General features: G+C 53.8%; 20 protein-coding genes. 11 read left to right on the forward strand and 9 right to left on the reverse strand.

Annotated features, from left to right (window positions below; all coding sequences use genetic code 11):
- Nucleotides 1–378: 378 nt before the first annotated feature.
- Nucleotides 379–1,908 carry an HD domain-containing protein gene (locus HC757_RS10810; RefSeq protein ID WP_169564392.1) on the forward strand — a complete coding sequence of 510 codons (1,530 nt, stop codon included), beginning with the start codon at nucleotides 379–381 and terminating at the stop codon, nucleotides 1,906–1,908.
- Nucleotides 1,909–2,032: 124 nt separating this feature from the next.
- Nucleotides 2,033–2,686 carry a hypothetical protein gene (locus HC757_RS10815; RefSeq protein ID WP_169564393.1) on the forward strand — a complete coding sequence of 218 codons (654 nt, stop codon included), beginning with the start codon at nucleotides 2,033–2,035 and terminating at the stop codon, nucleotides 2,684–2,686.
- Between the two features lie 247 nt (nucleotides 2,687–2,933).
- Here HC757_RS10815 and exaC read toward each other — a convergent pair whose 3' ends face one another.
- Nucleotides 2,934–4,454, reverse strand: coding sequence for an acetaldehyde dehydrogenase ExaC (gene exaC, locus HC757_RS10820; RefSeq protein ID WP_169564394.1), 1,521 nt, complete (start codon nucleotides 4,452–4,454; stop codon nucleotides 2,934–2,936).
- Nucleotides 4,455–4,834: 380 nt separating this feature from the next.
- On the opposite strand from exaC, the gene HC757_RS10825 reads away from it, so the two are divergent.
- The 4 genes from HC757_RS10825 to HC757_RS10840 all read left to right on the forward strand — a co-directional run bounded on the left by HC757_RS10825 (nucleotide 4,835) and on the right by HC757_RS10840 (nucleotide 10,250).
- Nucleotides 4,835–6,721 carry a sigma-54-dependent Fis family transcriptional regulator gene (locus tag HC757_RS10825; RefSeq protein WP_169564395.1) on the forward strand — a complete coding sequence of 629 codons (1,887 nt, stop codon included), beginning with the start codon at nucleotides 4,835–4,837 and terminating at the stop codon, nucleotides 6,719–6,721.
- Between the two features lie 536 nt (nucleotides 6,722–7,257).
- Nucleotides 7,258–8,193 carry a bile acid:sodium symporter family protein gene (locus HC757_RS10830; protein WP_169564396.1) on the forward strand — a complete coding sequence of 312 codons (936 nt, stop codon included), beginning with the start codon at nucleotides 7,258–7,260 and terminating at the stop codon, nucleotides 8,191–8,193.
- 19 nt (nucleotides 8,194–8,212) lie between these two features.
- On the forward strand, nucleotides 8,213–9,733 hold the full coding sequence (locus tag HC757_RS10835) for a metallophosphoesterase (RefSeq protein WP_244623450.1): 1,521 nt from the start codon (nucleotides 8,213–8,215) through the stop codon (nucleotides 9,731–9,733).
- 133 nt (nucleotides 9,734–9,866) lie between these two features.
- Nucleotides 9,867–10,250: a DoxX family protein gene (locus HC757_RS10840; RefSeq protein ID WP_169564397.1), complete on the forward strand. Its 384-nt coding sequence runs from the start codon at nucleotides 9,867–9,869 to the stop codon at nucleotides 10,248–10,250.
- A 129-nt stretch (nucleotides 10,251–10,379) separates the two neighbouring features.
- Here HC757_RS10840 and HC757_RS10845 read toward each other — a convergent pair whose 3' ends face one another.
- Nucleotides 10,380–11,285, reverse strand: coding sequence for a sensor domain-containing protein (locus HC757_RS10845; protein ID WP_169564398.1), 906 nt, complete (start codon nucleotides 11,283–11,285; stop codon nucleotides 10,380–10,382).
- 348 nt (nucleotides 11,286–11,633) lie between these two features.
- Here HC757_RS10845 and HC757_RS10850 point away from each other — a divergent pair, with 348 nt between their 5' ends.
- Complete coding sequence (locus HC757_RS10850) at nucleotides 11,634–12,527, forward strand: universal stress protein (RefSeq protein ID WP_169564399.1); 894 nt, start codon at nucleotides 11,634–11,636, stop codon at nucleotides 12,525–12,527.
- 166 nt (nucleotides 12,528–12,693) lie between these two features.
- On the opposite strand, the gene pepA is transcribed toward HC757_RS10850, so the two are convergent.
- A complete protein-coding gene (pepA, locus tag HC757_RS10855) occupies nucleotides 12,694–14,202 on the reverse strand; it encodes a leucyl aminopeptidase (protein WP_169564400.1) in 1,509 nt (502 codons plus the stop codon).
- 222 nt (nucleotides 14,203–14,424) lie between these two features.
- Here pepA and lptF point away from each other — a divergent pair, with 222 nt between their 5' ends.
- Nucleotides 14,425–15,537 (forward strand): LPS export ABC transporter permease LptF, encoded by a 1,113-nt coding sequence (lptF, locus tag HC757_RS10860; protein ID WP_169564401.1) that lies wholly within the window; start codon nucleotides 14,425–14,427, stop codon nucleotides 15,535–15,537.
- Nucleotides 15,534–16,592, forward strand: a complete 1,059-nt coding sequence (gene lptG, locus HC757_RS10865) for an LPS export ABC transporter permease LptG (RefSeq protein ID WP_169564402.1) — start codon at nucleotides 15,534–15,536, stop codon at nucleotides 16,590–16,592. The genes lptF and lptG overlap by 4 nt, the downstream gene beginning before the upstream one ends.
- Before the next feature lie 132 nt (nucleotides 16,593–16,724).
- On the opposite strand, the gene HC757_RS10870 is transcribed toward lptG, so the two are convergent.
- From HC757_RS10870 to HC757_RS10890, 5 genes are all read right to left on the reverse strand, one after another.
- Nucleotides 16,725–17,234 (reverse strand): RDD family protein, encoded by a 510-nt coding sequence (locus HC757_RS10870; RefSeq protein WP_169564403.1) that lies wholly within the window; start codon nucleotides 17,232–17,234, stop codon nucleotides 16,725–16,727.
- Between the two features lie 112 nt (nucleotides 17,235–17,346).
- Nucleotides 17,347–17,604: a DUF2960 domain-containing protein gene (locus HC757_RS10875; RefSeq protein WP_169564404.1), complete on the reverse strand. Its 258-nt coding sequence runs from the start codon at nucleotides 17,602–17,604 to the stop codon at nucleotides 17,347–17,349.
- A gap of 15 nt (nucleotides 17,605–17,619) precedes the next feature.
- On the reverse strand, nucleotides 17,620–17,970 hold the full coding sequence (locus tag HC757_RS10880; protein ID WP_169564552.1) for a DMT family protein: 351 nt from the start codon (nucleotides 17,968–17,970) through the stop codon (nucleotides 17,620–17,622).
- A gap of 1 nt (nucleotide 17,971) precedes the next feature.
- The gene (locus tag HC757_RS10885; RefSeq protein ID WP_169564405.1) at nucleotides 17,972–18,463 is read right to left on the reverse strand and encodes a GNAT family N-acetyltransferase; all 492 of its coding nucleotides are present in this window, start codon (nucleotides 18,461–18,463) and stop codon (nucleotides 17,972–17,974) included.
- A gap of 78 nt (nucleotides 18,464–18,541) precedes the next feature.
- A complete protein-coding gene (locus HC757_RS10890) occupies nucleotides 18,542–20,047 on the reverse strand; it encodes a carboxypeptidase M32 (protein ID WP_169564553.1) in 1,506 nt (501 codons plus the stop codon).
- Nucleotides 20,048–20,219: 172 nt separating this feature from the next.
- On the opposite strand from HC757_RS10890, the gene HC757_RS10895 reads away from it, so the two are divergent.
- Together HC757_RS10895 and HC757_RS10900 are read left to right on the forward strand one after the other, a co-directional pair.
- Complete coding sequence (locus HC757_RS10895) at nucleotides 20,220–20,789, forward strand: DsrE family protein (RefSeq protein WP_425313961.1); 570 nt, start codon at nucleotides 20,220–20,222, stop codon at nucleotides 20,787–20,789.
- A 102-nt stretch (nucleotides 20,790–20,891) separates the two neighbouring features.
- Nucleotides 20,892–21,536, forward strand: coding sequence for an OB-fold-containig protein (locus tag HC757_RS10900; RefSeq protein ID WP_169564407.1), 645 nt, complete (start codon nucleotides 20,892–20,894; stop codon nucleotides 21,534–21,536).
- Between the two features lie 141 nt (nucleotides 21,537–21,677).
- On the opposite strand, the gene HC757_RS10905 is transcribed toward HC757_RS10900, so the two are convergent.
- Entirely contained in the window at nucleotides 21,678–22,319 is a 642-nt protein-coding gene (locus tag HC757_RS10905; RefSeq protein ID WP_169564408.1) for a DUF2913 family protein, read from the reverse strand.
- Nucleotides 22,320–22,353: the final 34 nt, after the last annotated feature.

Here is a 22,353-nt window from a genome sequence, read left to right on the forward strand (position 1 = left end):
GTCGCAAGACCGCCAACCATTAACAACCACGCCCTATTGTGAAAGGTGAACTATCGAACGACGCAAACGGATTTGGACAAGAAATGGACATTAACCTTGCTAAACCCAAGGTGACCATATATGTCCCAGCACTTGTTCTTCATTCTGGTCAGAGCCACAAATAGTGGGCGTCTTTGCTTGCTTAACTAGGCCTGGTTATTTATACAAACGCGCATGCGTGTATAGCCGGAGCGCTTGGAGTGAAAATGATGCTTTATACTTTACATAACAGTCGCTTGTGCTAGTCTGGATTGAGTCTTATCAATGTACATATGCGCATGCGGACTATTTAAATGTTATATTTTTTTGACTATTTATCTTTATTAATAAGGGTTTAGGATGGAATTTGATAAATTATTAACTGGAAAAATTTTAGACCCAATTCACGGGATTATTAGACTAACTAAATTGGAGCTACAATTCGTTGACCATGCTTTATTTCAGAGGCTTAGAAATATCAAGCAAAATACCTTCTTGTATAAGGTATTCCCATCAGCAATGCATAGTAGATTTGAACATTCATTAGGTGTTATGCACTTATCGTATGAAATTTTAAAAAATTTAAAATTAAACTCATATAGATATCAGAGTAAATATAAAGATGGTCATATCTTTGATGGTATCGATAGCCTATCGTTAGCTAACATTCAAGAATTAAGACTTGCAGCACTTTTACATGATATTGGTCACGGCCCTATGTCTCATCAATTTGATTCATTTATGTGTCAGAAAGAAGATCTAGAAGTTCATCTCGGTGATGATTTTTGCGATGTTTTTGACATGATAAAAGATGGTTCAAATATTGAGCATGAGCATATTTCAATCATCTTCGTAAAAATTATTTATAATAGCCTTGATGAAAAGTATCGTGAGCAAATCAACATCGATAATGTGATGAAGATTATTGAAGGTGAGTATAAAGATAAGGAAATAATGGTTAATCTTAATGCGGGGGTGCTTGATATTCTTCCTCTGTTTACATCTGTCATTTCTTCATGCCCAATTGATGCTGATAGAATGGATTATTTATTAAGAGATAGTTATTTCTCAGGCGTAAAATGTGGAGTGTATGACTATAATCGATTATTCATGTCTATTGTTCCTGTTATCAATGGCAACAAGGTATATCTTGCATATAAAGAAAGTGGTATTGATTCTGTAGTCGAATTTATAAATTCAAGAGCAAGTCTATTTGGGCAGGTATATTACCACAAAACCAACAGAGCATTTTCTGCTATGCTTGGCAATGTCTGCGATATAGCAAAGAAAAACAAATCAGGTGAAGGGTTGAATTTATTCACATTCTATGAGCCTGATAGTGCTAACCCAGAAAGTAAATCTGAACAACTTGAAAGCTTCTATATAAAAAATTCAGATGATTACTTTCTACATGAGCAACTGCCAGAGTTTGTATTTGATAGTGAAAACCCTGGAATAGGCGAAGCTATATTAGCCGATATAATTAACAGAGTTCCATGGTCGAAAGAATACGAATCAAAAATATATCCTAAAAATTTAAAAATTGTTGATGCCGTAAATAAAGATTTCACTTCGACGTTAAAAGATGAGTTGTTCACTTTGATTTCAAGTCATCTTCCTTCATATATGTTTGCTATTGATATAATGACAGATAATGCATTCAAAGATATTGATAAAACAGAAATTAAGTTGTTGGGTAAAGACTTATCTGGAGGTTATGAGATAAATAAGTTTTCAGATAGTGGGGATAAATTGGACAAATATCAATCAATAAAGTATTTCATAAGAGTGTTTGTTTCTGATTCTTTTAAATCTAATGTTACACATGAGTTGATCGAAGAAATTGAAAAAAAGAAATCAGAACTGGTTACGAAGTTCTTCGGAGAATAAAAATATAACAAAACAATCAAGGTGATGCATTACACTCGGCATTTTTGGTTTGAAGTTCGGTGTGTTTGGCTAGTTCAGTGTTGGCACACCTTATTGTAGGCGTTAGGCACCCGTGGGGATCAATGTGGAAATAATTAAAGATTGTCTAGAGTTTTTATATTTTCTAAGTGGCCCTGCCATTGCGGTTATTGCATACCTAGCGCTTTCTCAAATTAAAGTTGCGAAGGAGCAAATGGAGGAACAAAAGAGATCATTAAGGGTTTCTTCTAAAAGAGATGCTTTAAAACTAACCTCCGAACAGGTAACTGTCTATGCAGATAAGATAATTCCACTACAGTCTGCTCTTAAAATAAAGCTTAAGGGAGAAGAAATAAACTTCCTCGACAAGTTCGAAATTGAGTTTGAGGGTGATTCCATCAAGGTCATTCCCCCTAAAGAAGATTTCGATTTACAAGAGCTTATAAAAGCGGGATCAGAGTTCGTTAGTGTCGCAAATGCCATGGAAAGCTTTAGCACGTATTTTGCGTCTGGCGTAGCTGACGAAAAAATAGCTTATTTGTCTTTAGGCTCTACATTCTGTGATTCAATGCAAATGATGGCTCCAATACTAATCCCTCTAAGTAATGATGGTCGCAGGTTTTCTGCCACCCTGCGTCTTTACTACATATGGGGCTCCAGGCTTGAGGCTGAAACACTAGAAAAACAAAAGCGAGATATAGAGAAGAAGCTTAGTTCCAAGAAACAAACATCAGTTAAAGTCGTTGGTACAAATGCCTAACAAATCAAAGCACGCGGATTTGGCAAAGCTGTCACCTTTTTTGGTCCAAAAAAGTCGCCATCTTCACAAGAGAAACTAGAAAGAAACGAGGACACCCGGCATGCTTAACATCTGGCAATCCTATAGGAAGAAAGGGCTATTCGCCCTTTCTTATGTAGCGCCGCTGCAGATTAATCACTTGGATGAGTCACTTAGAATAAGTCACTCAGAAGAAGTCACTCAGAAGAAGTCACTCAGAAGAAGTCACTCAGAAGAAGCCCAAGGGGTTCACATCGTAACTGACCAAGAGGTTCTTGGTATTTTGATAATGGTTGAGCATCATCTTGTGGGTTTCACGGCCGATGCCGGATTTTTTGTAGCCGCCAAAGGCCGCGTGGGCCGGATAGGCGTGGTAACAGTTAATCCAAACGCGGCCAGCCTGAATGCCACGTCCCATGCGTTGGGCCCTGTTCATATCCCGCGTCCACACGCCTGCGCCTAAGCCATATTCGGTATCGTTAGCGATCGCCAGCGCTTCGGCTTCATCTTTGAAGGTGGTGACCGAAATCACAGGACCGAAGATCTCCTCCTGGAAGATACGCATCTTATTGTGGCCCTTCATGATCGTTGGGCTGATGTAATAGCCTTGGCTCTGGGCACCCTCGAGTTGGCAAAGGGTGCCGCCCAACAGGACTTCCGCGCCTTCATTCTTACCTATGGCCAGGTGACTTAAGATCTTGTCGAACTGTTCTTGGGACGCTTGGGCACCGACTTGAGTCTCAGTATCCAAGGGATCGCCTTGCTTGATGCTTTGGGCACGGGCGAGCACTTTTTCGATGAAGCGATCGTAAATCGACTCTTGGATTAACACCCTGGATGGACAGGTACAGACCTCGCCTTGGTTGAAGAAGGCCAGCAACATACCCTCGACGGCCTTATCTAAATACTCGTCCTCGTGGTCCATCACATCGGAAAAATACACGTTAGGTGACTTGCCACCCAGCTCAACCGTCGACGGGATCAAGGATTCGGCGGCGCATTTTAAAATGTGATAGCCAATTTCGGTCGAGCCGGTAAAGGCCAATTTGGCTATGCGTTTGCTGGTGGCGAGCGCTTGTCCCGCCTCGGCGCCAAAGCCGTTGACTATGTTGAGAATACCCGCTGGTAATAGGTCTTCGATAAGTTCGACTAATACCAGAATCGACACGGGTGTTTGTTCGGCGGGTTTGAGCACCACACAGTTACCTGCGGCCAGAGCCGGCGCGATTTTCCATGCCGCCATCAACAGAGGGAAATTCCAAGGGATGATTTGGCCGACCACGCCCAAAGGCTCGGGGAAGTGATAGCTCACTGTATTGTCATCGATATCGGCGGCGCTGCCTTCCTGTGCCCGGATGCAAGCTGCAAAGTAGCGGAAGTGGTCGACGAATAAAGGCAAGTCGGCATTCAGGGTTTCACGCACGGCTTTACCGTTTTCCCAGGTTTCGGCCACGGCCAGGAATTCGAGGTTTTGCTCGACCCTATCTGCGATGCGCAGCAACAGGTTCGAGCGCTCGGTGACAGAGGTTTTACCCCAAGCATCCTTAGCCGCATGGGCGGCATCCAATGCCAATTCAATATCCTGAGCGTCGGAGCGCGGAATTTGACAGAAGTTTTGGCCATTCACGGGTGAGCGATTGTCGAAGTATTTACCATTGACCGGGGCGACCCATTTACCACCGATGAAGTTGGCGTATTTTTCTTTAAAGTTAACCAGTGCGCCTGGGGTTCCGGGTTGAGCATAAATCATAGAATCATTCCTTCTTGTGGATGGCATGCGGTAGCGACAGGGATTTTTACGTCCTGCGCCTAGGCAAGTGAGTCTTGTTGAGGCATCTCCTGTGGATGCCTTCTTGTATTTTATGGGTGCGGCTATTGAGCCAATCCTATTGATTGGCTTAGTGTTCTCTTATGCAACAGCAGAGGCTGCATACTTGGGATGCCTCGCAAGGAGAGTGCCAAACTGGCAAGAGTTGTACACTTGTTGTGCTAACAGTATGATGAAAAGCTGATTTTGCAGATTCGAATCAGCATGGGCGCTCAAGGATAGCAGCTTGCCCTGAGGTCTCTTTGTCATCGAATGGCACATGGCAAGTGTGCCGAATTGGAACAGCGCCCGGGGGCACGGCTATGACAGTTAAACCGCATTTACCATCGACACAGGCTTGGTTGGCCGATTCGTGGCAGCGCAGCATCGGCGCCGGCCTGTCAGAGTATCAGTCGTCCCGGGAATTAAGGCTGGACGCCAGCGAGTTAAAGCAGAAGCATGAGCAATATCAGATGCTCATAGCCTTAGTTCAGTCCCATGCCTTGCCCTTGTTCAATCAGTTGATGGCCCATTCCAATAGCCGGCTGCTGCTCTCGGATGCCGACGGCTATGTGCTTAGGCACTGGGGCGTGAGCCATTATTCCACTAAGCTGGCCGATGTTGCCTTGGATATCGGGGTCAATTGGCTCGAACAATACAAGGGCACGAATGCGATAGGTACTGCACTGACGGCAAAACAAGCGGTTTCCGTGGTGGGCGAGCAACATTTTATTCGCCAGAACCGTTTCATGAGTTGTACCGCTTGCCCGATATTTTCCCCCCAAGGTGAGATGCTCGGGGTGATAGACATCACCAGCGAGCAGCAAAGGCATACGCAGCAGACCTTAATGTTGGTGTCGAGCCTGGCGCAGCAGGTTGAGACAGCGCTCCTGTGTCATTTGCCCGATAGCCACTATCGAATCGATCTGGCGGCGCAGCCAAATTTGCTGAATTCGGGTTGGCAGGGCATAGTGATTGCCGACCGAGATGGCCGCATAGTGGGTTGTAATCCCATGGCGAAACAATTGCTTAACCACGCCAAGGTGGGCGATGCCGTCGACCAGTATTTAGGGGGCAATTGGAGTCGTACCTGTGGCTTCAATCGGCACTTGGCGCTGCATTTACAGACTCAGGCCTTGAATATTCCGGGTGCAAAGCGGCGTGTTGCTATGACGGATAAAGCGCCCAACCCATTGGGCGTTCGATTCCGTGATCCTCTGCTCGAGCGTGCCTGGCTGTATGCCAATAAGGTGATTACCAAGCAAATTCCACTGCTGGTGCTCGGTGAAACCGGGGTGGGCAAAGAGCAATTTGTCAAAAAACTGCACGCCCGGAGTGCGCGCCGTGCCGGGCCCTTGGTGGCGGTGAACTGTGCGGCATTGCCTGCCGAATTGGTGGAGTCTGAACTCTTTGGTTATCAGGCCGGCGCCTTCACAGGGGCGAACCGTACCGGGTTTATAGGCAAAATTCGCCAGGCCCACGGCGGCTTCTTGTTTCTGGACGAAATAGGTGAAATGCCGCTCGCGGCCCAGAGTCGTTTGCTCAGGGTGTTGCAGGAGCGCGAAGTCGTTCCCGTTGGCAGCAATCAAAGCTTCAAAGTCGATATCCAAATTATTGCCGCGACCCACATGGATTTGGAACAACAGGTGGCCCAGGGACTGTTTCGGCAGGATTTATTCTATCGGCTTAATGGTCTGCAAGTGTGCTTGCCTGCATTGCGTGAGCGGCAGGATATCGAGCGCATCATACATAAATTGCACCGCAAGCATCGCATTGCTGCGCAGGCCATCTGCCCCGAACTCTTGGGGCAACTGATGCAGCACCATTGGCCGGGAAACTTGCGTGAGCTAGATAATCTCATGCAGGTGGCCTGTTTGATGGCCGAGGGGGATGACACCCTAAGTTGGCAGCATCTCCCCGATTACCTCGCCGCAAAATTAGCTGGCCCGGCATTAGAAGCCGAGCCGTTACAGGGAGAGCCTGAGGCGGGCCTGGGGCAAAGCCCCGGATCCCCCTTGCTAGGGGAAAGCGGCGCGTCGCGGCAAAGGAGTGCAGCAGTGAATTCGGACTCCTTGAATGAGGCGATTTACAGCAATGTACTGCAGGCGTACCAGGCCTGTGATGGCAATGTGAGTCAATGCGCCAAACGCTTGGGGATCAGCCGTAATGCCTTGTATCGTAAATTAAAATTGATGGGGCTCAAGGAGTGATCTGTTCTGGTTCTTGGCAGCATCGACAGCATCGAAGCGTCGACAGCGCGTTAACCTCAAATATCTGTCTCTACACTGGCATATGCCCATGCCTCTTGGGCCATTGCCGCCAGCTATTCGGGCATCGACTCGTCTCCGCCGTGGAGGGCAAAGATCTAACGCCTGGAGGCTGATTGGGTTAGCCTTTTCGATGCGTTGGTGCTCGAAAGCAAGCCGAAGCTGGAAAAGGCCGGGTCAGAATAAAGATTTTTAGTGAGAGTGAGACGATCGCCAAATGCCATGTGGGCTTTGGTGAGTTGCCAATGTCGTTGTGGGCGACATGCTCCTCTGCCGTGTTGACGGTCAAGGACGAGATCCCGAGTGTGACGCTGGCTACCGCGCTTGCCCTTCGCCGATCCATACTCTGGGTTTATTACTCCGAGTTTATTACTCTGGGCTTATTACCCTGGGCTTATATGACTCACTTGCCTATCGGCTTGGCTGCTGTATCATCTGCAAGTAACAATTAACTAACATAATGTTTTTGAAGGCTTACTATGCAGGCAAAGGTGAACCGGCTGTTTCCCCTCCTGGCGCTGTTCGGTGCCATGACGGCCTATTGGCTGCCGGCTTGGTTTAGCGGGCTCAAGTTCCTGATAGTGCCGCTGCTGGTCATCATCATGTTGTCCATGGGGCTCACGCTCAGCCTGGCGGACTTTTCCCGGGCATTGACCCGGAAGAAGGCGGTGTTGACCGGGCTGGTGCTGCAATTCAGCATAATGCCACTGAGTGCCCTGGGCATCAGTCTGTTGCTGGGGCTGGATCGCGAGCTGACGATCGGCATGGTGCTGGTGGGCAGTGTGGCGGGGGGCACGGCATCCAATGTCGTCTGCTACCTGGCGAAGGGGGATGTGGCCCTGTCTATCAGCATGACGGCGCTGTCGACCCTCGCCGGGGTGCTGCTGACGCCGCTGCTCATCCATCTCTTGCTCGATGAGATGATCGCCATTCCCTTCACCGGCATGCTGATGAGCCTGGTGAAGATAGTGCTGCTGCCCGTCGGGGTTGGAGTGTTCATTCACCATAGCTTCAGGCCGCTGGTCGGCAGAGTCGCTCCGGCATTGCCTCTGGTGTCCGTGCTGGCGATAGTCATGGCCATCATGATTATCGTCGCCCTGAATGCCAGCCAGTTCGACAGCGTCGGCCCCATCATACTGCTGGCGGTATTTTTACATAATGGCATGGGGTTGGCGCTCGGCTACGCTTGCTGCCGCTTGTTGGGGTTCGAGCATAGCGTCTGCAAGACCATCTCCATCGAGGTGGGGCTGCAAAACTCCGGCCTGGCGACGGCGCTGTGCATCAAGTTTTTCAGCCCCATGGCGGCCATCCCCAGTGCTATATTTTCTATCTGGCATAATCTGTCGGGCGCCATGTTGGCCGGCTTCTGGGCTAACAAGGCGCAGAGGCAGGCAGTACCGAGTTCCGGAAACTAACCAAGGGAAGGGATCCACTATGCAGCATTTGTTTACGCCGAAATGGCCAAGGCTAAGCGCCGGGCCGGTTGTTTCCATGGCGGTAGCCGCCGTCTTGCTGAGCGCTTGCGGCCGGCAAGACGACTCGCCGGCAGGGCAGTCCTATGAGGCTCGCCCGGCCGCGACCGTCTATGCCGCCTATAGCCTGCTGGCGCCGGCCGACGATGGCGCGACGCTCATCTATGCCAGGGTGATCCAGGCCGGTGTCCATACAGAGGATGGCCTCTGTCCCGTCCTCGAGGGCGACGACGGCAGCAGGATACAGACCAAAGTACGCGGAATGCACCCGGACACGGGCAATTTCCCCGTGACCCTGTGCGAGGCCAAAATCGCCGCCGGGATCGGCTATCACTCGGTCAGCGGCGACATAAGTCTCGCCGCCGTGACCCTGGGGGCCAGGCATGTGCTGGTATATGGCGATTCCGGTTGCAAGAGCGAGGTATGTGCGGCGGGAACTGCGGCCGAGCCTTTCGCGACTTTGGCACAACAGGGGCTTAAGTTACAGGCACCAGGGGGGCAGGGCAGCCTGATCCTGCATATGGGGGATTACAACTATCGCGGTACCGGCGGCAGTATCGCCAACGACATATACGCCTATGATGCCGGCGACGACGACTATGGCGGGCCATCCTGTGGCCTGGATGAAACCTATTACAGCCAGAATGCCGCTGGCAGTCCCAAACCGGACAACTGGCAGACCTGGTATGAGGACTTCTTCCTGCCGGCAAAAGGGCTTTTGGCCAGCGCGCCCTGGGTCTTCGCCCGCGGCAACCATGAGTTATGCAGCAGGGCAGGCCCAGGTTGGTTCTATTTTCTCGGCCCAGGCTCGGCGCTGCCAGGTGGCATAGCGCAGCAATCTTGCCCGGCGCAGGGCCAGTTCGACTCGCCGCCGCCAAAGGCTGCTGGCCATATCAAGCTGCTGGCACCCTACCGCCTGAGCCTGGATAAGCTGCAGCTATGGGTGCTGGATTCGGCCAACGCCTGTGACGACAGGAGCGCCAATGCCCTGACGGCGCAATACCAGGCCCAGTTCGAACAGTTGCAACAGGCTGCGGCCGCGTTGCCGGACGAGCCCATCTGGCTGATGACCCACAGGCCGCTATGGGGCGTTTCTGGACCGAGCCAAACCCTGAACAAGATGTTGCAGACGGCGCTGGCGCAGACGCCGGCGGGCAAACTGCCGCCGCAGCTGGCCCTGTCCCTGTCAGGTCACATGCATAGCTACCAGTCGCTGACCTTTGCCGCGACCGCCCAGCGCCCGCCGCAACTCGTGGTTGGCAACAGCGGCGTCAGCTTAGGCTCGACCCAGGCGAACCAGGATTTTGTCGTCCAAATCGATGGGCAGGAGGCACAGGGCAATGCCCAGGGCAAGTTTGGCTTTCTGTCCATAGAGACGGGGCCGGACAAGGCTTGGCAGGCACGGATGCTGGATACTCAGGGCAAGGCCTTCATCCGTTGTGATTCGGCTAATACCGCCGAGGGCGGTCGCATATGCGAGTGAGGTTTCGGCCCAGGCGGGCCTATTCCAGCTATTGTTGGTTAAATACCGGCCAGGGGGCCGGTTTTACCCATGTTTGCTATATTTAGAGTGCTAGGCAGATAAGTTGCTTTTTTTTAAACAAAAGGAGGAAGTGATGAACAATGCCATAGTATTAGTCGCCCGGGTGTTGCTGGCGCATATTTTTCTGTTGGCCGGCATAGGTAAACTCGGTGCAGGTTATGCCGGCACTCAGGGCTATATGGAGTCCATGGGGCTGCCGGGTGCCTTGTTGCCACTGGTGATCTTGCTGGAGATAGTCGGCGGCCTGGCACTGATCGCCGGATTTTTCACCCGCTGGGTGGCGCTGGCCCTGGCCGGATTCAGCATTGTTGCGGCACTTATCTTCCACAGCAACTTCGGTGATCAGATGCAGATGATCATGTTCATGAAGAATTTTGCCATGGCGGGAGGCCTGCTGATGCTTTATGTGCATGGCGCAGGTGAATTCAGTGTCGACGCCAAGGCCAAGCGTGCCTAGTGCTTAGTGCTTAGTGATTAGTGCTTAGTGCTTAGTGTGCCAGTCACTGCAGGCGATGCAGTGCTGTATGACCGTTGCTCATAGTCACAGCTTTGCCGCCAGTGCCAAGGGTGCCGCCAGTGCCACGGGTCACAGGTTATCCAGGATGCCGAGTTTGGCATCCGGTGCCAGCTGGACCCTGTCGCCGCCGAGTCGCTTGGCGAGGTACATGGCGCGATCGGCGGCCGCCAGCAGGCTGTGCTCATCCTGGGCGTGTTTGGGGTAGGTGGCGACGCCTATGCTGGCCTGAATGACGGAACTGTCATCTGCCGCCGTTGGCAGCGAAGAGGCCGGCGGCGTTCGCAGATGGCTCAAGATCTTGTTGGCGATCATCAGCGCCTTGTCTTCGTCTTCTATCTCGTCCAGGATCACCACAAACTCATCCCCGCCGAAGCGGGACACTGTGTCCGAGTCGCGCACACAGCCGGATAAGCAGTGGGCGGTTCTGAGCAATAGCCTGTCGCCCGCTTGATGACCGGCTGTGTCATTGACGTATTTGAGTTTATCCAGATCGACAAACAATAAGGCCAACTGGGTCTGCTCGCGTCTGGCCCTGGCCAAGGCCTGCCTGAGGCGATCACTGCAGAGGGCCCGGTTGGGAAGTTGGGTTAGCTGATCATAGAAAGCCAGGTTTTGCAGTAAACTCAGTTGCTCCTTATGTTTGGTAATATCACGGGCGACGGCGATCCTTACCTTATCCGTGGCATTCCATTGTGCGCACCACTGAATATCGACAATTTGGCCATCCTTGCGCAGGTAACGGTTTTCAAAATCCACCTTAGCGCCATCGGCCATAATTTCCCGGGCGGCTTTCAGGGTGCGTTCCCGATCGTCGGGATGGACAAACTCCAACATGGAGCGTCCGAGCAGCTCCTGGATTTCATAGCCTAAAATCCGCTTGAAGCCCGAGCTTAAGTAGAGAAATTTGCCGTTTTCATCCACTACGCATATGGCTTCCAGCAGTTGATCTAGATAGTCGCTTAACGAGGAAAACATCCAGCCTCCGACAGGGCTAATGGAGTGAGTGATGCAATGAGTATTCTATGTTGGTGCGCTCACCGCTATTCATATTTATAGTACATAGGTTTGTTTCCATTTATTTGCCTATGAGAGTAACGAACGCGCGGCGGAATGTCCCGGCTTATGTCATCCGGGTCGTTATCCAGGGACGGCGCGACTGTAGGGGTCTGGATGATGAGGTGTTCAAAAGCCGAAGCTCAGACCATAATTAAGCCTAAGTCCGTTTTATGTCATAGGTCATGCCTGCGTAGCCCCAGTGTCCTTTCAAGGCGTTACCACCTGGGGCATGGCGACCGCGACGCTTGCGATTGTGGAGGATATTTGATGAAAAACTTTCTGGTGATAGCCGACAAACCCGGGGAGCCACAGAGTGCTTTTCTGAAGGCGAAGGAACTCGCGCGTACGTCCGGTGCCAAGATCCATCTCGCCGCATTTTGTTATGAGCCAGGGGTCGACATCAGCGATCCCGACATCAATGGCCCGCTGCTCAAACAAAGGATCATGCTGGAGCTGCAAAACTGGTGGCAAGGCTTCATAGATACCCATGCAGGCGAGCAGAGCGTCAGCCTGGAGGTCATTTGGCAGAAGAACCTGTATGAATGGATACTCGCCAGCTGTCAGAGCCACCAATATAATCTCATCATCAAGACGGGACACCGCAGCGAAGGGATGTTCTACACGCCAACGGATTGGCTGTTATTCCGCGATGCCCCTATCCCCGTCTATATAGTGGCGAAGGAGCAATTTAATGCCAAGAAGCGGGTGCTGGTCGCGCTGGATGTATTGGCCAAGTCTGCCGATAAACAAGCGCTGAATACTCAATTGCTCGAGTGTGCCTTTCGTCTGGCGGTTCAGACCGACGCCGAGTTGCATTGTGCCTATGCCATCAAAGTCCCCACTCTGCTGAAAGACTTGGATCTGGTCGATCCCCATGCCTATGCCCACAAGATCATGGGGGCGGCGCAAGCGAATATGGCCCGGCTGGTCGAAGATTATGATCTTTCACCGGATTGCATCCACATAGAGGAAGGGGAACCTTGGGGGGCGATTGCCAGACTGGCGAAAAAGCTTCATAGCCAATGCTTGGTGGTCGGTTCCATGGGGCATAAGGGGCTGATGGGCAAACTCATAGGAAATATGGCGGAAAAGATCATTCATGTGACCAATACGGATCTCCTGGTGATAAGCCCAGAGGTCAAGGTCAAGATAGCCATCTAATCCCATCGCCTTGCCGCAGGAGCCGAGCCCTGCTTGGGTGCAATTCACCAGTCGTGCAGCGGCATTTTCTTGGGAGAGTACAAATACGAAAAGGGCGAAGCATGATGTCTTCGCCCTTTTGGCTACAAGCTATATCGGTCGACTCGCGTCAAGGTCGGCGGCCGGCTTATTCGCCCAGCTCGACGCCGGCGCGGTTGATCAGGAACTGGCTCAACAGGGGAACCGGACGTCCGGTAGAACCCTTGTTGGCGCCGCTATTCCAGGCTGTGCCCGCCACATCCAGATGCGCCCAGTTGTACTTCTTGGCGAAGCGCGACAGGAAACAGGCGGCGGTGATCGAGCCGGCCGGACGACCACCCAGGTTGCTCATGTCGGCAAACGGGCTGTCGAGCATGTCCTGGTATTCGTCCCACAGCGGCATGCGCCAGGCGCGGTCGCCACTCTGCTCGCCGGCGTTGAGCATCTCATGCGCCAGCGGGTTGTGTGACGAGAATAGGCCGGAGGCGTGTTTGCCCAGGGCGATGACGCAGGCGCCTGTCAGGGTGGCAGTGTCTATCACCAACTCGGGATCGAAGCGTTCGACATAGGTCAGCACGTCGCACAAAACCAGGCGCCCTTCGGCATCCGTGTTGAGCACTTCGACTGTCTGGCCCGACATGGTCGTCAGTATGTCGCCAGGACGATAGGCGTTGCCCGACGGCATGTTTTCACAACCCGCCAGTACCCCAACGACGTTGATCGGCAGCTTCATCTCGCACAGGGCCTTCATGGCACCTATGACACCGGCGGCACCACCCATGTCGTATTTCATCTCGTCCATGCCTTCACCAGGCTTGAGTGAAATACCACCCGAGTCGAAGGTCAGGCCCTTGCCTACCAAGACGATAGGCTTCTCTGTGCTGTCGACGGCACCCTTGTATTCCATCACTGTCATGATGGATTCATTGTTGCTGCCACGGCCGACGGCCAGATAGGAATTCATGCCCAACTTGGCCATCTGTTCTTCGCCGACTGTGGTCACAGTCAGTTGAGGGTGAACTTCGGCCATTTGCCGGGCTTGAGACGCCAAATAAGCCGGATTACAGATATTCGGTGGCATGTTGGCCACGTCGCGGCACAGGTGCATGCCGGCAGAGACGGCCATGCCATGCTCTATGGCGCGTTCGCCAACCGTCAGTTCACGACGGGTCGGCACGTTGAACACCAGCTTGCGCAGCGGTCTACGGGTCTCACCCTTGCGGGTCTTGAGGGCATCGAAGCTATAGAGGCTGTTGCTCGTGGTCTCGATTGCCTGGCGTACCTTCCAATAGGTATCCCGTCCCTTAACATGCAGCTCGGTGAGGAAGCATACGGCTTCCATCGAACCCGTTTCATTTAAGGTGTTGATGGTTTTGGCAATAATCTGTTTGTATTGGCGCTCGTCCAATTCCCTTTCTTTACCGCAACCCACCAGCAGGACGCGTTCGCTCAGCACATTGGGAACATGGTGCAGCAATAACATCTGTCCTGGCTTACCTTCCAGATCGCCACGACGTAGCAGGTTACTGATGTAGCCTTCGCTGATTTTATCCAGTTGTTCGGCAATACCGGACAGGCGACGCGGTTCGTAGACACCGACGACGATACAAGCCGAGCGTTGTTTTTCGGGGCTGCCGCTCTTTACGCTAAACTCCATGAGCACTCCTAGATTCTTAAAGACAAATTTTTATATTTATTGGATAATGTCTGCTTGTGCCCTCGCGGGCGTAAGTTCTTACTCCAAAAGGTGTATTAGCCTTGGCAGTTATGTCTGCCAGCAACCCCTGAAGTTGGTCAGAAAACTATCAAAAGTAGACAGTCTACATGAATGTTACTCTGTTACCAGCAAAAAGATAAGTTTAGACACCGGATCCTGCCTGTGATTGTATTTAGATACTTGATTCGCGAAGTTTTAAAAGCGCAAATCGCCGTACTTTTGGTACTGCTAACTATTTTTATTAGCCAGCATTTCGTGCGCGTGCTGGCCGATGCCTCCGACGGCGAGTTTCCCGCTTCCTTCGTCATGACCCTGTTGGGTCTTAATCTGCCTCATCTCGCCGTATTGGTATTACCCTTGAGCCTGTTCCTGGGGATCCTGCTGGCCCATGGGCGCATGTATGCCGAGAACGAGATGGTGGTGTTTCACGGCGTGGGCGTCAGCGAATGGTATGTCACCCGGGTGACCCTCTTGTTGGCGCTGGCCAACATGATCTTTACCGGCTACCTGTCCCTGTATGTCGCCCCCTGGGCCGAGGAACGCCAGAATCAGGTGTTGGAGCAAGCCCAGTCGGAAGCCGGACTGGCGGCCCTGGTTCAGGGACGGTTTCAGGCCAGTCCCAATGGCAGGGCCGTGCTGTTTGTCGAACGCATAGGCAAGGACAACCAGCTGGAGAAAGTCTTCGTGGCCCAGCTGCCGGATCCCGAGGATGAATCCGGGGTCACCAATGTGGTGGTGGCCAAGAGTGGCCGGGTGGTGGAAGACAAGAGCCGGGCCCAACAATTGGAGTTGGATGACGGGGTGCGTTATCAAGGCAGCCCGAGGGCCATGGACTATCAGCTGATAGAGTTCGGTGGCTATAAGATGCAGATCAAGGAGCAGGAGGTCGATGAACGCAGACGCAAACTGTCGGCACTGCCACTCAAGAATTTGCTGGATATCGAAGGTCCCGAGGCCGTGGCCGAGTTTCATTGGCGCCTGGCGATCCCGCTGGCAATCCCACTGATGACACTGATCGCCGTGCCGCTGGCCAGGGTCAATGTGCGCCAGGGCAAGTTCGCCAAGATGTTCCCGGCGGTGCTCCTGTATCTGGGCTATTTTGGTTTGATGGTCGCCGGCCGCAAGGCGCTCGAGGATGAAGTCATTCCTGCCTATCTGGGGATGTGGTGGATACATGCCTCGGCCCTGGTGATGGGATTCCTGTTATTGGGTAAAGACAGGCCCCTGGGCAGTCGCTTGAGCTTGCGTTTCAAACGCAGGAGGCTGGCGGCATGAAGATACTGGACCTCTATATAGCGCGGGTGCTGCTCAGCACTTCGACCCTGTGTCTGCTGATCCTGACCGGACTGTCGGGCATCATCAAGTGGGTGGATCAGCTGCGCTTGGTGGGCAGGGGCGCCTACAGCATGACGGATGCCGGCATCTATGTGCTGTTTCTGGTGCCCCGCGACATAGAAATGTTCTTCCCCATGGCGGTGCTGCTGGGGGCGCTCATCGGCATGGGCATGCTGGCATCCAATTCCGAGCTGGTGGTGATGCAGGCATCCGGCATGTCGCGCTTGCAGATCACGCTGTCGGCAATGAAAACCGCTGTGCCTCTGATGCTGCTGGTCATGGCGCTGGGGGAGTGGGTCGCCCCGGTCGCCGAGCAAAAAGCCAGCGAGCTGAAGGCGACCCAGATCTCAGGTGGCAGCCTGCTCAAGTCCCACCGGGGGATCTGGGCCAAAGACGGGGATCTGTTCGTCAACATAGGCGAGATTAACGATATCGATCGGCTGGCAGACGTCACCCTGTATGAGTTCAGTGCGGATCTCAAGCTCGTTGGGGTAGTGCATGCCGAGCGGGCCGAGTTTATCGACCAACATTGGCGCATGCTCAAGGTCAGGCGTACCAGCATCACGGATGAACGGGTCAAGTTGAGCTATCTGGAACAACTTGCTTGGCAGTCGACCCTGACGCCGGACAAGCTCAGCGTGGTGTCGGTAAAGCCGGATGCCTTGTCGATTCGTGGCCTGGTGGGCTATCTGGATTATCTCAAGACCAACAGCCAGGATCCCAGCCGTTATGAGTTGGCCCTGTGGCGTAAGCTGGTGCAGCCCATTACAGTGGCCGTGATGCTCCTGGTGGCCCTGTCCTTCATCTTCGGGCCATTGCGGACCGTGACCATGGGGGCCAGGGTGTTGCTCGGCGTCGTGGCCGGCTTCAGCTTCTATATCTGTAACGAGATTTTCGGCCCCATGACCCTGGTATACGAGTTGCCGGCCGTGCTGGGCGCCGTGGCCCCCAGCCTGCTATTTAGCGGCGTCGCCTTGTATTACATTCGGAAATAACCATAGCGTCGGCCCAAGAGCCAAGAGCCAAGAGCCAAGAGCCAAGAGCGAATGGCAAAGAGCACAATAAAAAAGACGCCGCGAGGCGTCTTTTTATTGTGGCAGGGCAAATATCTGCGGCTTGGGCTTGGGTCAGGCGCCGTGCCAGTTGCGCATCTGATTGGCCTCGACCGATAACACTACCACCTCGGAGCGGGTCATCCTATCCTGCAGCGCCAGCTTGTCGCCGTCGAGCAATATCCACAGATTACCTATGCCCAGCAGCGACCAGACGAGACGGGCATAGGCAGTGACCAGGCTGAGATTCTGGCCGTTGGGGTGTTGTACCTTCAAGCGCCAGGCACGCATGCCGAGGGTTTGACCGCCGCGGCTCCAGAACAGGGCGTAGAAGGTGCCGACACAGAGCACCAGCCATAACTGGTATAGGCCGTGATACAAGGGCGTGCCATTGAGCAGATCCGAGACATGCTCGAAGCCATTCATGGCGATGAGTTCCGTGCTAGTCAGCAGCCAGAAGCCGCCGAAGCCCAGGGCGCCAAAAAACATGTATACCGCCACCGCCAGCAACAGGTCATAGATAGTGGCGCCCAGGCGGCGGAAAAAGCCGGCGCGGGGAAAGTTTGCGTGTTCTGTGTTGAGCATAAGCCAGTCCTGTGTAAAGAGATCTTCTAATAACGAGTCTTAAAATAGCCTGTCCCTGGATAAGGGCCTGGGGCCATGCCGCCCGGGCCGCTTGCTGCCGGGCGAGTGTTCGCTAGTCTGCGTCTTCCTCGTCTCTGACGAAATGTATGTTGCTGAAACCGAAACGGGCAAACTCGACTTTCCTGAACTCTTTCTCCGCCTTGGCGCCTTTGCGCGAGGTCATGGCTATCTGCTGCTCCATCGCCAGAAAGCCTTTGAGATCTATGCCCTCGGCTTCGGCCACGGCTTCGTAGAGGTCGTGATGTTTGTCGTAGCTGAAGGCTATGGTCTTGGTCTGGCCTTTAAAGGTGTAGGTCACTTGGCGTGCCATGGAAAACTCCTGAAACTAGGTTAATTCACTTCTGAATATGAAATAGACTGCGCCCAGAATGCAGAGGCCTGCCCACAAATAATCCAACTTGAGGGGTTCTTTGAGATACCAGAGCGCAAAGGGGACGAACAGACTTAGGGTAATCACTTCCTGCAAGATTTTCAGCTGGCCGACATTCATCACAGTGTAACCTATGCGGTTGGCCGGCACCTGCAGTAAATATTCGAACAAAGCTATGCCCCAGCTGAGCAGGGCGGCTAACACCCAAGGTTTGCCGCTCATGGTCTTCAGGTGCCCATACCAGGCGAAGGTCATGAAGATATTGCTCAGGCATAGGAGACTGATGGTGACTAGGCTGGGATGCATATCAGGCGTCGTCATCCAGAACCATGACCATGTAACAGGCATCCTGGGTGTAGCTGTCCAGGCTCTTGGTCAAAGGTTTGGCCCTGAAGCCCATCTTCTGCCAGTAGCCGGCCGCGCCTTGCACAGCCACCAGAGACAGGGAGGTCAGCCCGAGTTCCCGTGCCCTTTGCTGCAGTCTGGCCAGCGCCTGGCGACCGGCGCCCAGCCCCTGGGCCCCGACCGAGATCGCCATATCATGCAGGTACAAGGTGTCAGCCTGTGGCAGCTCGCCGATGCAGTGATAGAGCGGCGGCGGGTTGTCGCCAGTCCAGGGATGCGCCAGGCAATAGCCGACCAAGGTTTGCCCCGCCTGGATCACGAAGCAAGACTCGGGTGCGGCTCGCCACTTGCTTTGGAGCACGGCCAAAGATTCCGGCGCCAGCTGCGAATAACATTCGTCCTGGATCTTAACTATGGCTTCCCAGTCACTTGGGGCAATGGTGCGCAATAACATGCTTGAGGTCACTCAGGGCTAAAAGAGCCGAACAGGCGGCCATTGTAACCAAAAGCTGCCGGTCAGGATATCCTTGTCTCAGAGATATCTCTGTCGCAGATGGCGCTCCAGGTACTTGCCATCCAGGGCCTCACCACAGGCGCCCAGCATCAGCTCATCCGTGGTCAGCAAGCAGCCCTTGGACCAGATCTTATCCTCGAGCCAGGCAAACAGGGCCTCGAGTCTCCCCTGAGCCAACAACTCGTCCATGGGCCCCAGGGTCTGTTCCATCGCAAACCTGAACTGGGCGGCATACATGGCGCCCAGGGTGTAGCTGGGGAAATAGCCCAGTTCGCCCAAGGTCCAGTGGATGTCCTGCATGCAGCCGTCGCGATAGTTGCCGTCGGTATTGATCCCCAGCAGGCGCTGCATCTGTTGCGACCAGAAGTCAGGCAGATCGGCGACACTCAGGCTGCCGTCGATCAGGGCTTTCTCGGCCTCGAAGCGCAGCAGTATATGACATGGGTAGGTGACTTCATCGGCGTCGACCCTGATGAGACCGGGTTTGACCCTGGTGTAGAGCCTGGCGAGTTCGTCTTGGGTCATAGGGTAGTGCAAGTGCCGCTGGATCTTGGGCTGCAGCATGGCGAGGAAGGCCGGGCTGATGCCCAGCTGCATTTCACAGAATAGACTCTGGCTCTCATGGATCCCCATGGAGCGCGCCAGCCCTGCGGGTTGCCCGCGCCAGGCCTGGGGCAGGCCTTGCTCGTAACGGGCGTGGCCGGTTTCATGGATTATGCCCATCAGGGCGCTGGTGAAATCGGCCTCATCGAATCTTGTGGTCAGGCGAATATCTCCCGGCACGCCGCCACAGAAGGGGTGGCTGCTGATATCCTGACGGCCCTGGTTGAAGTCGAATCCCAGCAACTGCATCAGTTCACGGGCCAGATTCTGCTGGGCCTGGACTCCGAACTTGCCATTCAGGCTGACGCCGGGCTCTCTGGCCTGTTTGTCCGTCACCTCCTGGATGAGGCTGGGCAGCCAGAGCTGCAGTTGGCCGAAGTTGGCATCGAGTTTGGCCGTGGTCATGCCGGGTTCGAACTTATCCAGCAGGGCATCATAGGGCGGGATCCCCAAGGCGTCGGCGCGGATCTGGGCCTCTTCGCGGGTGAGGGCGATGACCGCCTCCAGATTGGGTTTAAAGCCATGCCAGTCGTTGTGCTTTCTCTGTTCACGCCAGGCATTCTCGCACTTATAGCCCTGCAGGGTCTTGGCCTGCACCAGATCGCCAGGGACCAGGGTGGCCTGTTGGTAGTGATAGCGCATCTCCCTGAGATTGGCCCGTTGCTCGCCGCTCAACGGCTCTCTGCTCGCCTGCGCCAAGCCCTCTGCCAGCATGGGGGCGGTCTTGAGTTCATGGAGATGCAGTGCCAGCTCGGCCATGGCCTCACCGCGGGCGGCAGCGCCACCCGTTGGCATCATGGTTGCCTGATCCCAGTCGCCCAGGGCGTTGAAATGTTCGAAATGGGAAGTTTTCTGGAAATGCCGTGCCAATTTGTCGTAACTTGGGTGGCTGTTAGCTGGGCTGTCAGGCTTATCATTCATGTCGGCGGCGTGCTTGTCTGTGGCTGTCATACTGTCTTGTTCAGTCCTTGGCTTGTCTCTTTGCGCTTGTGTCTCTGTGCGCTTGTGTCTCTGGGGAACCTGTCCATGCTAGCATGAGTCGGTCAACATGGACCATGGACCTGTATTGTTATCTTAGATTGAGGAACTGCCATTGAAATCCAACATGAAGTTGACGCACTCGCCCCTGGTATTCTGCCTCGGACTCCTGTTATCGCCTTTGACGGCCATGGCGGGGCCGGACGCTTTTCAGCCTGGGCCTGTGTTCAAGACCTATGGACGTATCGCCAAGGTGGATGCCGGTTGGGGGATCCCGCAGGGGATGAAGTTCAAGGTGGTCTTCGACATGAGCAAGGCGGCCCAGGCGGGTGAGCTTAACCCTGGCCTCGACAGCATGGCGCGTTTCATCAACATGCATGTGGCCGCCGGCGTGAAACCCGAGAACATAGAGCTGGCGATGGTGGTGCATGGTGCGGCGGTGGTCGATCTTAGCAATCAGGCTTTCTATGCCCGCCAGCACGATGGCAGCGACAAGGTCAATGCCAATGCCGCCTTGATAAAGGCATTGAGTGCTCAAGGTGTTCACTTCTATGTCTGTGGTCAGAGCGCCGCTTACTATGGTCTGGGACGCGAGGCGTTATTGCCCGGTGTCGACATGGCCCTGTCTGCCATGACGGTCCATGCCGTGCTCGCAGGCTCGGGTTATAGTTTGAATCCGTTTTAAGCTATTGTTTTAAGTGTGCCGGGACTTGCTATATGTAGTTTAAATGTTAAATTATAAAGAGCCGTGATGTGAATGGAAGCCGTATATGCTCAGGGAGAGACGATGATGGCCTTTTTGATGGTTCAGGCCAATGTGCCCTACACAGTGTCCTTGGTATTGGTATTGACCCTGGGAGTGGTCGAGCTAATGACACTCCTGACCGGGGTGAGCATGCTCAATGCCATAGATAGATGGGTGCCCGCGGATGTCGACTATGACAATCCCGAGCCCAGTCTGAGCCTGTCCGCCTTGTCGGGCTGGCTGAGTGTTAACCGCTTGCCGTTGCTTATCTGGTTCGTGTTGGCAATGAGCAGTTTTGCCCTGGCAGGCTTCGGGGTCAACCTCATCAGTCTGCTTTACTCAGGGCAGATGTTGCCTCAACCCTATTCATTGCCCTTGGCCGTATGTTTGGCCTCCTTATCCTGCCATTACTGCGGCTGTTTCCTCGCCCGCAGGCTGAGTCAGGATTTCCCAGAGACCTTTTCCGTCGATGACCTCAGTGGCTGTATCGCCACTATTACCTTAGGCTGCGCGACCAAGGGCGCCCCGTCGGAAGCCCTGGTTTGGGATCAATATCAGCGGCCACACTATGTCCTGGTCGAGCCAGAGTCATCGGGGCGAACCTTGGATGTTGGTGCCCGGGTGATGCTGCTCAACTATGATGGCCAGGCATGGTCTGCGACTCAGTTTGACAGAGACCCGGTTTGACAGATTCTTGGTTTGACAACGACCAGGTTCGACAGAGACTCGGTTAGACAGAGGCCCGATTTTACAAAGAAAGCCAGCCTTCGGCATCGGAGACGCAGGGCCCTGTTGCGGCCCATCCTGGGCATCCAGTCCGGGTGCAGCTTAGACCAGCAGGCATAGGGCATCGAGCCTGTTGGCCGGCCTCAGGCGGTAGGCCTTATGGTGTTTTACCAATGAGCTCTTCTTATTGCCTTGGCTCAGCAAGAGTCCGTTGGCGAGGGCGGTTTCGGCCAACAGCTTCTCATCGGCGCGCACATAGAGGGTGATGGGTTTAATCAGCTCACCGTCTTGGATATGGCGTTCAAACTCGCCGGCAGAAATGATCAGGCTGGATTGACCTTCGCTGTCGAGTTTGAGTTTGGTGTCCACCTCGGCATCGGTGAAAATGAGCCACCCCAGAGCCTGCAGCTCAGTCAGCATGGCCTTGAGGCCTGCCCCAAGTCCCGTTTCCTTGCCTAAAACCTGCCGGTATTGGCCGGCGATGCGCCCGAGTAAAGAGGGGAGATTGGCACCGGCCCCCAGGCTGCGGCCCTGGCGTATCCAGGTTGCGAGATCTTCGGCTACCAGCTTGGAGAAACGTTTTTCCTTCAGCGAGTCTGCCATCCAGCTGCACAGGAAGTGACTCTCCTGTGCCGGGGTGCGCTGGGCCCTGTTATGACCCGAGGTTTCGAGTGCGGCGAGACCGGCGACAGCCAGTTCGAGCACTGCCTGGTTATAGCTTTGAGTTGGGGTTTGAGAATTCATCTTGGCTCCGCCGCAGGGTTGATGCCGATAATGT

The organism is Shewanella salipaludis (assembly GCF_012911865.1).
Taxonomy (GTDB): domain Bacteria; phylum Pseudomonadota; class Gammaproteobacteria; order Enterobacterales; family Shewanellaceae; genus Shewanella; species Shewanella salipaludis.

Bases quoted from the DNA above. Each gene is read 5' to 3' on its own strand.
- HC757_RS10810 (WP_169564392.1), top strand. From the start codon at position 379: ATGGAATTTGATAAATTATTAACTGGAAAAATTTTAGACCCAATTCAC.
- HC757_RS10875 (WP_169564404.1), bottom strand. From the start codon at position 17,604: ATGGCACGCCAAGTGACCTACACCTTTAAAGGCCAGACCAAGACCATA.
- HC757_RS10825 (WP_169564395.1), top strand. From the start codon at position 4,835: ATGACAGTTAAACCGCATTTACCATCGACACAGGCTTGGTTGGCCGAT.
- HC757_RS10830 (WP_169564396.1), top strand. From the start codon at position 7,258: ATGCAGGCAAAGGTGAACCGGCTGTTTCCCCTCCTGGCGCTGTTCGGT.
- HC757_RS10885 (WP_169564405.1), bottom strand. From the start codon at position 18,463: ATGTTATTGCGCACCATTGCCCCAAGTGACTGGGAAGCCATAGTTAAG.
- pepA (WP_169564400.1), bottom strand. From the start codon at position 14,202: ATGGAGTTTAGCGTAAAGAGCGGCAGCCCCGAAAAACAACGCTCGGCT.
- HC757_RS10905 (WP_169564408.1), bottom strand. From the start codon at position 22,319: ATGAATTCTCAAACCCCAACTCAAAGCTATAACCAGGCAGTGCTCGAA.
- HC757_RS10900 (WP_169564407.1), top strand. From the start codon at position 20,892: ATGATGGCCTTTTTGATGGTTCAGGCCAATGTGCCCTACACAGTGTCC.
- HC757_RS10870 (WP_169564403.1), bottom strand. From the start codon at position 17,234: ATGCTCAACACAGAACACGCAAACTTTCCCCGCGCCGGCTTTTTCCGC.
- HC757_RS10850 (WP_169564399.1), top strand. From the start codon at position 11,634: ATGAAAAACTTTCTGGTGATAGCCGACAAACCCGGGGAGCCACAGAGT.
- HC757_RS10890 (WP_169564553.1), bottom strand. From the start codon at position 20,047: ATGAATGATAAGCCTGACAGCCCAGCTAACAGCCACCCAAGTTACGAC.
- HC757_RS10845 (WP_169564398.1), bottom strand. From the start codon at position 11,285: ATGTTTTCCTCGTTAAGCGACTATCTAGATCAACTGCTGGAAGCCATA.
- lptG (WP_169564402.1), top strand. From the start codon at position 15,534: ATGAAGATACTGGACCTCTATATAGCGCGGGTGCTGCTCAGCACTTCG.
- HC757_RS10840 (WP_169564397.1), top strand. From the start codon at position 9,867: ATGAACAATGCCATAGTATTAGTCGCCCGGGTGTTGCTGGCGCATATT.
- HC757_RS10880 (WP_169564552.1), bottom strand. From the start codon at position 17,970: ATGCATCCCAGCCTAGTCACCATCAGTCTCCTATGCCTGAGCAATATC.
- HC757_RS10835 (WP_244623450.1), top strand. From the start codon at position 8,213: ATGCAGCATTTGTTTACGCCGAAATGGCCAAGGCTAAGCGCCGGGCCG.
- exaC (WP_169564394.1), bottom strand. From the start codon at position 4,454: ATGATTTATGCTCAACCCGGAACCCCAGGCGCACTGGTTAACTTTAAA.